Here is a 12,805-nt window from a genome sequence, read left to right as displayed (position 1 = left end):
AAGATTCAGCGCTGGGCGGTGGCGCCCTCGGATTTCAGGAACTGGGCGAAACCGGGGTCGGTATAAGCGGCAGGCGGCAGGTCGTCGGTCAGCAGGGCGGCATCGACTTCGGCGAGCTCGTTGGTCCGGTTGTCCTCCTGCAGGGTGGTGATGACGATGAGGCCGGCCACGAGCGCGATCAGCGGGATGATCGAGCCGATTCGCGTCCACCAGCCACCGCCAAGCGCCGCGGTGCTGCCATTCGGCACCACGGCAGGGGCCGTTTGCAGCACGCGCACCACCTTGCGGCGCGCCACGGCCTGCGTACGCGCGGAGCGCAGGCGCTCGCTGATCTCGTGCGGCAGATCCTGGGCGCCGGCCGAAAGCCGCGCGGCCACTTGGCGGCCGAACTGCTCTTCGGTCGCGGCAGAGGTCGAAAGCGTTGTATTCATAGCGAAATTCCCTTGGCCTTGAGTGCCTTGCTCAGGGCATGGACGGCGCGCGAACAGTGGGTCTTGACGCTGCCTTCGGAGCAACCCATTGCAGCGGCCGTCTCGGCGACGTCCATTTCCTCCCAGTAACGCATCAAAAAGGCCTCGCGTTGACGACCCGGCAAAGCGGCAATTTGTTCCTCGATCTGGTGAAAAATCTGGGCGCGGCGGGTGCTGTCCTCGGCGCTCTCGCTTTCCCGGGTGTCGGAGTCGACCGTGAAATGCTCGAGCAGGTCGAATTCGCCATCCTCGGCGATGGTCTCGAAGTCGCTCATGTTCGAGAAGAGAGCCCGCCGGGTCTTCTGGCGCCGGAACCAGTCCAGGGTGCAGTTCGAGAGGATGCGCTGGAAAAGCAGCGGGATTTCGTTCGGCGGCTTGTCCCCATAGTGCTCGGCGAGCTTCATCATGCTGTCCTGCACGATGTCGAGGGCGGCTTCCTCATCCCGCACGTGGTAGACCGTGCGTTTGAAAGCGCGCCGTTCGACGCCTTTCAGGAAGTCGGAGAGTTCTTGTTCAGTGGCCAAGCGAATCCGGCACAGTAGGCGCCGTGTGGGGGGTGTCTCGGGGGACAGGGGATTTTTGTCGCCGCGGATTATGCCTGCGCGCCTGTTACAGCCGTGCGTGCGGTGCCAGGCAGGCTTCCGATGTCATAATCCGCGCTGCAAGTCAAAAGGCAAACGGGTCACGGTCCGGCGGTACGACAAGTCCGCTCATGGCTTTGGCCTCAAGTTTCGACGCGGCTTCACAAGAGCTTGCGAAGGAGCACCCAAGGTTTTTCGTTCCCGAAAAAACGCAAAGGTTGATCATGGAAATGTCAAAGGCGGAACTCGCTTCCGCGGCAGCCGTTACCGGCAGTCAAACGCAAGAACTCATGGGCGCCGAAGTGCTGGTCAAGGCACTGCAGGCCGAAGGCGTCCAGTACGTCTGGGGCTACCCCGGCGGCGCGGTTCTCTATATCTACGACGCGTTCTACAAGCAGGACACCATCCAGCATGTGCTGGTGCGCCACGAACAGGCGGCGGTGCATGCCGCCGACGGCTATGCGCGCGCCACCGGCGAGGTCGGCGTGGCACTCGTGACCTCGGGCCCGGGCCTGACGAATGCAGTTACCGGTATTGCGACTGCCTACATGGACAGCATCCCGATGGTGATCATTTCGGGCCAAGTCCCGACGGCAGCCATCGGGCTGGATGCCTTCCAGGAATGCGACACCGTCGGCATCACGCGCCCGATCGTCAAGCACAACTTCCTCGTCAAGGATCCCAAGGATCTCGCGATGACGATGAAGAAGGCCTTCCACATCGCCCGCAGTGGCCGTCCGGGGCCGGTGGTGGTGGACGTGCCGAAGGATGTGTCCTTCAAGAAGGTCAGCTACAGCGGCTATCCCGAGAAGGTCGAGATGCGCTCGTACAACCCGGTGCGCAAGGGCCATGGCGGCCAGATCCGCAAGGCGCTGCACCTGCTGCTCTCGGCCAAGCGTCCCTATATCTATACCGGCGGCGGCGTGTTGCTCGGCAACGCGACCAACGAGCTGCGCGCCCTGGTCGACATGCTGGGCTACCCGGTCACGAACACGCTGATGGGCCTGGGCGCCTATCCGGCGTCCGACCGCAAGTTTCTCGGCATGCTCGGCATGCACGGCACCATCGAAGCCAACAACGCGATGCAGAACTGCGACGTGCTGCTGGCCGTTGGCGCACGCTTCGACGACCGCGTGATCGGCAATCCGAAGCACTTCGCGCAAAACGAGCGAAAGATCATCCACGTCGACATCGACCCCTCGAGCATCTCGAAGCGGGTGAAGGTCGACATCCCGATCGTCGGCGACGTGAAGGAAGTGCTGACCGAGCTGATCTCGATGATCAAGGAAAGCAGCGTCAGGCCCGACGGCGCGGCGCTGGCCGGCTGGTGGGACACCATCGAGGGCTGGCGCAGCAAGGACTGCCTCAAGTACGACCGTGGCAACAAGGACGTGATCAAGCCGCAGCACGTGGTCGAGACCCTGTGGGACATGACCAAGGGCACCGACACCTACATCACCTCGGATGTCGGACAGCACCAGATGTGGGCGGCGCAGTACTACCGCTTCGACGAGCCGCGCCGCTGGATCAACTCCGGCGGGCTGGGCACCATGGGCGTGGGGATTCCCTACGCGATGGGCATCAAGCTGGCGAAGCCCCAGGCGGAGGTGTTCTGCGTCACGGGCGAGGGCTCGGTGCAGATGTGCATCCAGGAGCTGTCCACCTGCCTGCAATACAACACGCCGATCAAGATCGTCTCCCTGAACAACCGCTACCTGGGCATGGTGCGCCAGTGGCAGGAGATCGAATACTCCGGCCGCTACAGCCACAGCTATATGGATGCGCTGCCCAACTTCGTGAAGCTGGCCGAGGCCTACGGCCACGTGGGCATGCTCATCGAACGGCCTCAGGACGTGGAACCCGCACTGCGCGAGGCCCGCAAGCTGAAGGATCGCACCGTGTTCATGGATTTCCGCACCGACCCCACCGAGAACGTGTTCCCGATGGTGAAGGCGGGCATGGGCATCACCGAAATGCTGTTGGGCTCCGAGGATTTGTAACGCACGATAAGCCGACCCGCGATGCGGGCCGGCTTCTTCTTTAATTTTTATTGCGGATGAATCTATTGTCCGTCGAGCCCACGCATTACCGTGCGCGGGGGAGGGCGGCGAAAAGAGGAGTCCCTTGTTGACATGAAACACATCATTGCCGTGCTGCTCGAGAACGAGCCCGGTGCACTCTCCCGCGTCGTGGGCCTCTTTTCCGCCCGCGGCTACAACATCGAATCGCTCACCGTCGCGCCCACCGAGGATGCGAGCCTGTCGCGCATGACCATCGTGACGGCCGGCTCCGACGACGTGATCGAGCAGATCACCAAGCATCTCAACCGCCTGATCGAGGTCGTCAAGGTCGTCGACCTGACCGAGGGCGCCTACACCGAGCGCGAGCTCATGATGGTGAAGGTGCGCGCGGTCGGCAAGGAACGCGAGGAGATGATGCGCATGGCCGAGATCTTCCGCGGCCGCATCATCGACGTGACCGACAAGAGCTACACCATCGAGCTGACCGGCGATCACGGCAAGAACGATGCCTTCCTCGAGGCCATCGATCGCGGCGCCATCCTCGAGACCGTCCGCACCGGCGCCAGCGGCATCGGCCGCGGCGAGCGCATCCTGCGCGTTTGAGAAGCCTCACCCACACCCACCGAATCTACGAAGGAGCAAGCACCATGAAGGTCTATTACGACAAGGACGCCGATTTGAGCCTGATCAAGGGCAAGACCGTGGCGATCATCGGCTACGGTAGCCAGGGCCATGCGCACGCGCAGAACCTCAACGACAGCGGCGTGAAGGTCGTCGTCGGCCTGCGCAAGGGCGGCGCTTCCTGGCCCAAGGTCGAGAAGGCGGGCCTCAAGGTCGCCGAAGTGGCGGACGCCGTGAAGTCGGCTGACGTCGTGATGATCCTGCTGCCCGACGAGCAGATCGCCAACGTCTACAAGAACGATGTCGCCCCGAACATCAAGGAAGGCGCCTCGCTGGTGTTCGCGCACGGCTTCAACGTGCACTACGGCTTCGTGCAGCCGCGTGCCGATCTCGACGTGTGGATGGTGGCGCCCAAGGCCCCCGGCCATACCGTACGCAGCACGTACACCCAGGGCGGCGGCGTGCCGCACCTGATCGCGGTGCACGCCGACAAGAGCGGCAAGGCGCGCGACCTGGCCCTGTCCTATGCGACCGCCAACGGCGGCGGCAAGGCCGGCATCATTGAGACCAACTTCCGCGAAGAGACCGAGACCGACCTCTTCGGCGAGCAGGCCGTGCTGTGCGGCGGCACCGTGGAGCTGATCAAGGCCGGCTTCGAGACGCTGGTGGAAGCCGGTTACGCGCCCGAAATGGCCTACTTCGAGTGCCTGCACGAGCTCAAGCTGATCGTCGACCTGATCTATGAAGGCGGTATCGCCAACATGAACTACTCGATCTCGAACAACGCCGAGTACGGCGAGTACGTGACGGGTCCGCGCATCGTGACCGAGGAAACCAAGCAGGTGATGAAGCAGGTCCTGAAGGACATCCAGACGGGCGAGTACGCCAAGAGCTTCGTGCTCGAGAACGCAGCCGGCGCGCCCACGCTGATGAGCCGACGCCGCCTGAACGCCGAGCACCAGATCGAGGTGGTCGGCGAGAAGCTGCGCGCCATGATGCCCTGGATCAAGAAGAACAAGCTGGTCGACCAGACCCGGAACTGATCGGACCTCCCGACGCGCACAAGGGCCACCCATGCGGGTGGCCCTTTGTCTTTAGTGCCGCGCGGGCGGCTGCACTACACTGCGCCGATCCATGCATGACGACACGCTTCCCGAAGATCTAGCGCCGCGCAAGCGCCGCAAGGGCATCTACATCCTGCCGAACCTGTTCACGCTGGCCGCGCTGTTCGGGGGCTTCTACTCGGTCGTGATGGCGATGAATGGGCGCTTCGACCTCGCGGCGCTCGGCGTGTTCGCGGCCATGATCCTCGACAGCCTGGATGGCCGCGTGGCGCGCATGACCAACACGCAGAGCGCCTTCGGGGAGCAGATGGACTCGCTGTCGGACATGGTGTCCTTCGGCGCTGCGCCGGCATTGATCGCCTATGAATGGTCGCTCAAGGGCCTGGGGCGCTGGGGCTGGATTGCTGCCTTCGTCTACTGCGCCTGCGCCGCGCTGCGGTTGGCGCGCTTCAACGTCAATACCGGCGTGGTCGACAAGCGCTGGTTCCAGGGCCTGCCTTCCCCGGCGGCCGCGGCGCTGGTGGCGGGATTCATCTGGCTGATGACCGAATGGGGCAAGCGCGGCGGCGAGGTGCTGTATCTGTCCTGGCAGCAGATCACCTGGGTCACCTTCGGCTTCACGCTCTATGCCGGCCTCACGATGGTGACCAACGTTCCTTTCTACAGCTTCAAGGACGTCCAGGTGAAGAAGAGCGTGCCATTCGCCGTGATCGTGCTGATCGCGCTCGCCATCGCGGTGATCAACATCCATCCGCCGACGGTGCTGTTCGGCGTGTTCGTGGCCTACGGCCTGAGTGGCTACGTGGTCTACGGCTGGCGCAAGGCCAAGGGGCAGCCTGTGAGCGTGATCAGCACCTCGACCGAGGAGCCCGACGAACGCGGGCTGCACAAGTGATTTGGCCTGTGCTACATTCGCCACTCCCATGAACAAGATTTCGCTGGCCCTACTACTGATCCCCCACGGGCGGAGAAGGTAGCGCGCGCAAGCGAATCCATCACACGGCCCGTTCGCACCAGCAACGGGCCGTTTGTTTTGGGGTTGCTGGTTGTCCATCCAACCACAGCGAGAAATACCAGATGTTGAAGCAACCCGACCGCAAGTACCGCGCCTTTGCGCCCATCGGCCTCAAGGACCGCACCTGGCCCGATGCCGTGCTGACCCAGGCGCCGATCTGGCTGTCGACCGACCTGCGCGACGGTAACCAGGCGCTGGTGGAGCCGATGGACATCGCCCGCAAGATGCGCATGTTCGAGACCCTGGTGGCCATCGGCTTCAAGGAGATCGAGGTCGGCTTCCCCTCGGCCTCGCAGATCGAGTTCGACTTCGTCCGCAAGTTGATCGAGGAAGACCGCATCCCCGACGACGTGACGATCCAGGTGCTGACGCAGGCGCGCGATCACTTGATCGAACGCACCTTCGAGTCGCTCCAGGGCGCGCCGCGCGCCATCGTGCATCTCTACAACGCGGTGGCGCCCGTGATGCGCCGGGTCGTGCTTGGAATGGACGAGCACCAGATCGTCGAGCTGGCCACCTCGCACGCGCGCATGTTCAACGAGTTGGCCGCGAAGCAGCCGGCCACGCAGTGGACCTTCCAGTACTCGCCCGAGATGTTCTCCGGCACCGACCTGGCCTTCTCCAAGCGGGTCGTGGATGCGGTCACCGAGGTGTGGGCGCCGACGCCCCGGCGCAAGTGCATCGTCAACCTGCCATCGACCGTCGAGCACTCCACGCCGAACATCTTCGCGGACATGATCGAGTGGATGCACCGCAACCTGGCGCGGCGCGACTCGATCGTGCTGTGCGTGCATCCGCACAACGACCGCGGCACCGGCACCGCCGCCGGCGAGTTCGCCTTGATGGCGGGCGCCGAGCGCATCGAGGGCTGCCTGTTCGGCAATGGCGAGCGCACCGGCAACCTCGACCTGGTGAACGTTGCGCTCAACCTGTACACGCAGGGGGTGTCACCCGGGCTGGACTTCTCGAACATCGACGAGATCCGTGCAACCGTGGAGCATTGCAACCAGTTGCCTGTGCATCCGCGGCACCCCTATGCGGGCGACCTGGTCTACACCTCCTTCTCCGGCTCGCACCAGGACGCGATCAAGAAGGCCTTCGCGGCCCGCAAGGACGGCGATATCTGGGAGATGCCGTATCTCCCGATCGACCCCAAGGACGTGGGCCGCAGTTACGAGGCGGTGATCCGCGTCAACAGCCAGTCAGGCAAGGGCGGGATCGCCTACCTGCTCGAAAGCGAGTACGGGCTCGAGCTGCCGCGTCGCCTGCAGATGGAATTCAGCCAGGTGGTTCAGCGCGTGATGGATGTCGCCGGCAAGGAGCTCACGGCGGCGGACCTCTGGCAGCTGTTCGAGCGCGAGTACCGCATCATCGAGGGGGCGGGGCCCCAGCATCGCGTGCTCGAGGAGCGGGGCGAGGGCGCCGACGCTTCGGTGGTGCTGCGCGCCGACTTGCCGTGGGCCGGCGAGACTCGCCGCATCGAGGGGCAGGGCAACGGTCCGATCGACGCCTTCATCCACGCGTTGGCCGAGGCCACCGGGCATTCGATCCGCGTGATGGACTACCACCAGCATGCGATAGGCGCCGGCGCCGATGCGCAAGCCGTCGCCTATCTCGAACTGCGGGTCGACGAGACCCGCACGCTGTTCGGCGTCGGCAAGGACGCCGACATCGTCTCGGCCTCGCTCAAGGCCATCGTTTCGGGCCTCGAGCGGGCGCGAGCGCAGGGCGCGCGCAGCGCACAATCGGTGGTTGAAGCCGCCTGAAACCAAGGAGATCCGCGATGGCCGACAAGCTCATTATTTTCGACACCACCCTGCGCGACGGCGAACAGTCGCCGGGTGCCTCGATGACCAAGGACGAGAAGCTGCGCATCGCGCGCCAGCTCGAGCGCCTGCGGGTCGACGTCATCGAGGCGGGCTTCCCGGCCAGTTCGAACGGTGATTTCGAAGCCGTCGCGGCGATCGCCGGTGCGATCAAGGAATCGACGGTCTGCGGGCTGTCGCGGGCCAACGACCGCGACATCTCCCGCGCCGCCGAGGCCTTGAAGGGAGCGGCCAGCGGCCGCATCCACACCTTCATCGCGACTTCGCCGTTGCACATGGAGAAGAAGCTACGCATGACGCCCGACGAGGTGTTCGAGCAGGCCAAGCTTGCGGTCCGCTTTGCCCGCAACCTGGTCGGCGACGTCGAGTTCAGCCCGGAGGACGGCTACCGCAGCGACCCCGACTTCCTGTGCCGGGTCCTCGAGGCCGTGATCCAGGAGGGCGCGACCACCATCAACGTGCCCGACACCGTTGGCTACGCCATCCCCGAGCTCTACGGCAACTTCATCAGGACGCTGCGTGAGCGCATCCCGAACAGCGACAAGGCGGTCTGGTCCGTACATTGCCACAACGACCTCGGGATGGCCGTGGCCAACTCGCTGGCCGGCGTGAAGATCGGCGGCGCACGGCAGGTGGAATGCACCATCAATGGCCTTGGCGAGCGCGCCGGCAACTGCTCGCTCGAGGAAATCGTCATGGCGGTGAAGACACGAAAGGATTACTTCGGGTTGGAGCTGGGCATCGACACCCGGCACATCGTGGCGGCAAGCCGCATGGTCAGCCAGACCACGGGCTTCGTGGTGCAGCCCAACAAGGCAGTGGTGGGCGCGAATGCCTTTGCCCATGCCTCCGGCATCCACCAGGACGGGGTGCTCAAGGCGCGCGACACCTACGAGATCATGCGCGCGGAAGACGTGGGCTGGACTGCCAACAAGATCGTCCTGGGCAAGCTCAGCGGCCGCAATGCCTTCAAGCAGCGTCTGCAGGAGCTGGGCGTGGCGATGGAGAGCGAGGTCGACATCAACGCCGCCTTCGCCCGCTTCAAGGAACTCGCCGACAGAAAAAGCGAAATATTTGACGAAGACATCCTTGCACTTGTAAGCGCGGAAGAGCATTCGCACGTTGCGGAGCAGTTTAGTTTTGTATCCTTGTCGCAGCACAGCGAAACCGGCGAGCGCCCCCAGGCGCGCATCGTGTTCACGGTGCTTGGCAAGGAAGTCACGAGCGAATCGGATGGCAACGGTCCGGTCGATGCATCGCTGAAGGCCATCGAGTCCCACGTGAAGAGCGGGGCGGAGATGGTGCTCTATTCAGTGAATGCCATCAGCGGGTCGACCGAGAGCCAGGGCGAAGTCACGGTCCGACTGCAAAACGCGGGCCGGGTCGTCAATGGCGTCGGTGCCGATCCGGACATCGTGGTCGCCTCAGCCAAGGCTTATTTGAGTGCTCTCAACAAGTTGCAGAGTCAAGCTGAGAGAGTGGCCGCACAAGGTTAGTTGTTTGACAGATCCTTTGTTCCAAATGAAGAAAGGAATGCAAGTAACTGATATTGCGTGTCTTTTTTGATTTCGATACACTGCGACACCTGTTAATCGCCGCTGGAGTTTTTTGATGCCCGAAGCCCGTTCCTACCGAGTTTCCAGCCAGCGGTTTCTTCCCGCTCTTCGCCTCATCGCCGTCGTGCTCTGCGCCACGGCGTTTTTGTTGCCCGCGGCCGAGGCAGCCAAGAGGGCACCGGCTGGCAAGAAGGCGCAGGTCGCCAACGACAGCAAGCGCAGCGTGGCCTCCAAGCGCGACGTGGCCTCCAGCAAGCGCAGCAGCAAGGGCGAGCAGGCGGACCGGGTGGTGAGCGGCGGACGCAACGTGGTGGCTTCGATTCGCAAGCGCGGCGGCAAGACGGTGGTGGCCGTGCAGCGGCGCTCGGTGGTACGTGTGCCGGAGGTCGCGGCGCGGCAATCCTTCGGCCAGCTTGCCGGCCTGCACAGCACCGAGGATGCGCTGGACCTGAAGTCCAGCGTGGCGCTGGTGATCGACCAGGACACCCGCGAGGTGCTCTTCAGCAAGAACGACAACGTCGTGCTGCCGATTGCATCGCTCACCAAGCTCATGACCGGGCTGCTCATCAGCGAAGCCCATCTGCCTTCCGACGAACTGATCACGATCACGCAGGACGACGTCGATACCGAAAAGTGGAGCCGCTCGAGGCTGACCGTCGGCACCACGCTTCCACGCGGCGAAATGCTGCACCTTGCGCTCATGTCCAGCGAGAACCGCGCAGCGCACGCCCTCGGCCGCACCTATCCGGGCGGCATGGCGACCTTCGTGAGCGTCATGAATGCAAAGGCGAAGATGCTCGGCATGAAGGACACGCGCTACGTCGAGCCCACGGGTCTCTCGAGCCGCAACCAGTCGAGCGCGCAGGACCTGGCGCTGCTCGTCAATGCGGCCTATGCCGACGCCACGGTGCGCCAGCTCTCGACGTCGCCCGAGTACCAGGTCGAGGTCGGCAACCGGGTGCTCCAGTACAACACCACCAACCGCCTGGTCAAGAGCCCGGACTGGGACATCGGCCTGCAGAAGACCGGCTACATCTCCGAGGCGGGCCAGTGCCTGGTGATGCAGGCACGGATCGCCGGTCGCAAGCTGATCATGGTGTTCCTCGACTCCGCCGGGAAGCTCGGCCGCATCGGCGATGCCGAGCGCGTGCGACGCTGGGTCGAAGCCAACCACCACCTGATCAGTCCGGCAGCGGCCACGCCGCAGCCTTCTCTCACGGCCCACGTCGCGGGCTGATCCTCCTGTCTCCGGCCTGCTGAAGCGCGGCCCGGCGGTGTCTCAGCCCGCCGGCGGCGTAGCGGCGTTGTAGCCGAGCGCGCTGGAGATCTCGTTGGCAGTCGCCTGCAGCTTCGGTAGCCAGCCGTCATCGAGCCGGTCGGCGGGTGCCGAGATCGACAAACCCGCCACCAGCTTTCCCTGGTCGTCGTAGATGCCGGCTGCCATGCAGCGCACGCCGAGCTCCAGCTCCTCGTTGTCGCGGGCGATGCCGTACTGGCGCGCCTTGGAGAGCTCCCGTTCCAGGGCAGGCAACTGGGTGATGCTGTTGCGCGTATGGCCGGCGAGGCCCGTGCGCGTGGCGTAGCTGCGCACGCGCTGGGGCTCGTCCAGCGCCAGGAAGAGCTTGCCGGTGGAGGTCAGGTGCAGCGGCGCCCGCCCGCCGATCGCCCGTACCACCTGCATGCCCGAGCGCTCGCTGTAGGCGCGCTCGATGTAGACGATCTCGTCCCCCTGGCGCATGCTGAGGTTGACCGGCTGCTGTGTCAGCTTGTGCAGTTCACGCATCGGCACCATTGCGGCGTCGCGCACGTTCAGCCGTCCCTTCACCAGATTGCCCAGCTCCAGCAGGCGCATGCCGAGCCGGTAGCTGCCGGCTTCCGGCCGGTCGACGAACCGGCCGACGGCCAGGTCGTTCAGGATGCGGTGGGCGGTTGACGGGTGCAGGCCGGTCTTCTCGCTGATCTCCTTCAGCGAAATGGCTTCCTCACGGGAGGCGAGCACGTCGATCAGCGAGAACATGCGCTCGATCACCTGGATGACGGGCGTGGCCGGAATATCTGTTTGGGGTTTTCTCATTGGGCAACGCGGTTGGGGGAACCGGTTGCGATTTTACTTGGTGAAATCGACCGGCGCTTGCCAGCGGCCGCCGATCAGAATCTCATGCGGCGCGAACCGCGCCTTGTAGTTCATCTTGGTGCTGCCCTTGATCCAGTAGCCGAGGTAGACGTGGGCCAGGCCCAGCTTGCGCGCCTGCTCGATCTGCCACAGCACGCTGTAGTTGCCGTAGCCGGCGCCAGGCTCGGGCTCGTAGAAGGTGTAGACCGCCGATAGCCCATCGTTCAGCACGTCCAGGATGGACACCATCTTCAGCGCGCCCGCGCTGCCGTCCGGGCGGGTCTCGCGGAACTCCACCAGCCTGGAGTTGACCCGGCTCTGCAGCAGGAACTGCGTGTACTGGTCGATGCTGTCGTGATCCATGCCGCCGCCGGCGTGACGGCCGTTCTGGTAGCGCAGGTAGAGCTGGTAGTGCTCGGGTACGAAGCAGAGCTTCAACACGCGCGCTTGCAGGTTGGCGTGGCGCGCCAGCGCGCGGCGCTGGCTGCGGTTGGGCTTGAAGGCGTCGGCCAGCACGCGCAGCGGTACGCAGGCATTGCAACCGTCGCAATGGGGCCGGTAGGTAAACATTCCACTGCGGCGGAAGCCGCTGAGCACCAGGTCCGAGTAGGCGTCGTTGTGGATCAGGTGGCTGGGCGTGGCGACCTGCGAGCGAGCCTGCCTGTCCGGCAGGTAGCTGCACGGATAGGGCGCTGTCGCGTAGAACTGCAGCGTGTGGAGCGGAAGATCCTTGAGGTGCGTCACGTCGGGAGGGAAGTTCGCGCAGGCAGGAGTTCGGACCAGTATACGGGCTCGAAACGCCACTGCGGCCCCGGCAGATGACGTGCCCTCGCCACGTGTGAGAGAAAGCGCGTGCGCGGTATTTCCCGGGCGCCCAGGCTGGCCAGGTGGCTGGTGTTCTGCTGGCAGTCGATCATCGCGATCCCGTGCCGGCGGCAGAACGAGACCAGCGCGGCGAGCGCGATCTTGGAGGCGTCGGGCCGGCGCGCGAACATCGATTCGCCGAACACGGCGCGTCCGATCCCCACGCAGTACAGCCCGCCGGCGAGCTCGCCGTCGATCCAGGTCTCGACGCTGTGCGCATGCCCGGCCTGGTGCAGCGCCGTGTAGGCGCGCACCATCTCGGGCAGGATCCAGGTGCCGGTCTGGCCGGCACGCGGGGCCTGCGCGCAGGCCTGGATCACCGTCTCGAAGCCATGGTCGATCCTGATCTCGCACTCCGGCGCGGCGCGGAAGCGCTCCAGCGTCCTGCGCAGCGAGCGGTGCAGCCTGAAGCGCTCCACGTCCAGCACCATGCGCGGGTCCGGGCTCCACCAGAGAATTGGCTGGCCTTCGCTGAACCAGGGAAAGATGCCGTGCGCATAGGCCTGCAGCAGGCTGGCGACATCGAGGCCGCCGCCGGCCGCCAGCAGGCCCGGAACGGGGTCGGATTCGCCCCACGCCAGGGCGGCATCGGGCAGCGGGTCACCGGGGGCGAGCCAGGGCAGTTGCATGGTCGGAGGTATACACGGCTTCGGCAATATGCGATGTCGTCGAAA

General features: G+C 64.7%; 12 protein-coding genes. 7 read left to right on the top strand and 5 right to left on the bottom strand.

All coding sequences use genetic code 11. The features are described from left to right. Positions 1 to 5: 5 nt before the first annotated feature. A complete protein-coding gene (locus tag E5P3_RS18745) occupies positions 6 to 431 on the bottom strand; it encodes a DUF3619 family protein (protein WP_162587346.1) in 426 nt (141 codons plus the stop codon). After that, positions 428 to 994 (bottom strand): RNA polymerase sigma factor, encoded by a 567-nt coding sequence (locus E5P3_RS18740; RefSeq protein ID WP_162587345.1) that lies wholly within the window; start codon positions 992 to 994, stop codon positions 428 to 430. The genes E5P3_RS18745 and E5P3_RS18740 overlap by 4 nt, the downstream gene beginning before the upstream one ends. A gap of 281 nt (positions 995 to 1,275) precedes the next feature. Here E5P3_RS18740 and E5P3_RS18735 point away from each other — a divergent pair, with 281 nt between their 5' ends. The 7 genes from E5P3_RS18735 to E5P3_RS18705 all read left to right on the top strand — a co-directional run bounded on the left by E5P3_RS18735 (position 1,276) and on the right by E5P3_RS18705 (position 10,391). Continuing rightward, positions 1,276 to 3,051, top strand: a complete 1,776-nt coding sequence (locus E5P3_RS18735) for an acetolactate synthase 3 catalytic subunit (protein ID WP_162587344.1) — start codon at positions 1,276 to 1,278, stop codon at positions 3,049 to 3,051. 132 nt (positions 3,052 to 3,183) lie between these two features. Then, complete coding sequence (gene ilvN / locus E5P3_RS18730) at positions 3,184 to 3,675, top strand: acetolactate synthase small subunit (RefSeq protein WP_068683703.1); 492 nt, start codon at positions 3,184 to 3,186, stop codon at positions 3,673 to 3,675. Positions 3,676 to 3,719: 44 nt separating this feature from the next. Further along, positions 3,720 to 4,736, top strand: coding sequence for a ketol-acid reductoisomerase (gene ilvC / locus E5P3_RS18725; RefSeq protein WP_162587343.1), 1,017 nt, complete (start codon positions 3,720 to 3,722; stop codon positions 4,734 to 4,736). 91 nt (positions 4,737 to 4,827) lie between these two features. Further along, entirely contained in the window at positions 4,828 to 5,652 is an 825-nt protein-coding gene (pssA, locus tag E5P3_RS18720; RefSeq protein WP_162587342.1) for a CDP-diacylglycerol--serine O-phosphatidyltransferase, read from the top strand. Between the two features lie 182 nt (positions 5,653 to 5,834). Then, positions 5,835 to 7,538, top strand: coding sequence for a 2-isopropylmalate synthase (leuA, locus tag E5P3_RS18715; RefSeq protein ID WP_162587341.1), 1,704 nt, complete (start codon positions 5,835 to 5,837; stop codon positions 7,536 to 7,538). A gap of 17 nt (positions 7,539 to 7,555) precedes the next feature. Beyond that, positions 7,556 to 9,094 (top strand): 2-isopropylmalate synthase, encoded by a 1,539-nt coding sequence (locus E5P3_RS18710; protein WP_162587340.1) that lies wholly within the window; start codon positions 7,556 to 7,558, stop codon positions 9,092 to 9,094. A 115-nt stretch (positions 9,095 to 9,209) separates the two neighbouring features. Beyond that, complete coding sequence (locus E5P3_RS18705; protein WP_162587339.1) at positions 9,210 to 10,391, top strand: serine hydrolase; 1,182 nt, start codon at positions 9,210 to 9,212, stop codon at positions 10,389 to 10,391. 42 nt (positions 10,392 to 10,433) lie between these two features. Here the strand turns inward: E5P3_RS18705 and E5P3_RS18700 are convergent, their stop codons facing one another. Genes E5P3_RS18700 through aat form a run of 3 tightly spaced genes read right to left on the bottom strand, consistent with a single transcriptional unit; the run spans position 10,434 to position 12,760 of the window. Beyond that, complete coding sequence (locus tag E5P3_RS18700; protein ID WP_162587338.1) at positions 10,434 to 11,228, bottom strand: IclR family transcriptional regulator; 795 nt, start codon at positions 11,226 to 11,228, stop codon at positions 10,434 to 10,436. 33 nt (positions 11,229 to 11,261) lie between these two features. Beyond that, complete coding sequence (locus tag E5P3_RS18695; protein ID WP_162587337.1) at positions 11,262 to 12,011, bottom strand: arginyltransferase; 750 nt, start codon at positions 12,009 to 12,011, stop codon at positions 11,262 to 11,264. Beyond that, complete coding sequence (gene aat, locus E5P3_RS18690) at positions 12,008 to 12,760, bottom strand: leucyl/phenylalanyl-tRNA--protein transferase (protein WP_162587336.1); 753 nt, start codon at positions 12,758 to 12,760, stop codon at positions 12,008 to 12,010. The genes E5P3_RS18695 and aat overlap by 4 nt, the downstream gene beginning before the upstream one ends. Positions 12,761 to 12,805 lie beyond the last annotated feature (45 nt).

Origin of the sequence: Variovorax sp. RA8 (assembly GCF_901827175.1) — a bacterium.
In the GTDB taxonomy this organism is placed as follows: domain Bacteria; phylum Pseudomonadota; class Gammaproteobacteria; order Burkholderiales; family Burkholderiaceae_C; genus Variovorax.
The sequence above is the reverse complement of the archived record's forward strand: the minus strand, read 5'-3'. Positions and strand labels throughout refer to the sequence as shown.

Excerpts from the sequence above, each read along its gene's own strand:
- E5P3_RS18745 (WP_162587346.1), bottom strand. The coding sequence starts at position 431 with ATGAATACAACGCTTTCGACCTCTGCCGCGACCGAAGAGCAGTTCGGC.
- E5P3_RS18735 (WP_162587344.1), top strand. The coding sequence starts at position 1,276 with ATGGAAATGTCAAAGGCGGAACTCGCTTCCGCGGCAGCCGTTACCGGC.
- ilvN (WP_068683703.1), top strand. The coding sequence starts at position 3,184 with ATGAAACACATCATTGCCGTGCTGCTCGAGAACGAGCCCGGTGCACTC.
- ilvC (WP_162587343.1), top strand. The coding sequence starts at position 3,720 with ATGAAGGTCTATTACGACAAGGACGCCGATTTGAGCCTGATCAAGGGC.
- pssA (WP_162587342.1), top strand. The coding sequence starts at position 4,828 with ATGCATGACGACACGCTTCCCGAAGATCTAGCGCCGCGCAAGCGCCGC.
- leuA (WP_162587341.1), top strand. The coding sequence starts at position 5,835 with ATGTTGAAGCAACCCGACCGCAAGTACCGCGCCTTTGCGCCCATCGGC.
- E5P3_RS18710 (WP_162587340.1), top strand. The coding sequence starts at position 7,556 with ATGGCCGACAAGCTCATTATTTTCGACACCACCCTGCGCGACGGCGAA.
- E5P3_RS18705 (WP_162587339.1), top strand. The coding sequence starts at position 9,210 with ATGCCCGAAGCCCGTTCCTACCGAGTTTCCAGCCAGCGGTTTCTTCCC.
- E5P3_RS18700 (WP_162587338.1), bottom strand. The coding sequence starts at position 11,228 with ATGAGAAAACCCCAAACAGATATTCCGGCCACGCCCGTCATCCAGGTG.
- aat (WP_162587336.1), bottom strand. The coding sequence starts at position 12,760 with ATGCAACTGCCCTGGCTCGCCCCCGGTGACCCGCTGCCCGATGCCGCC.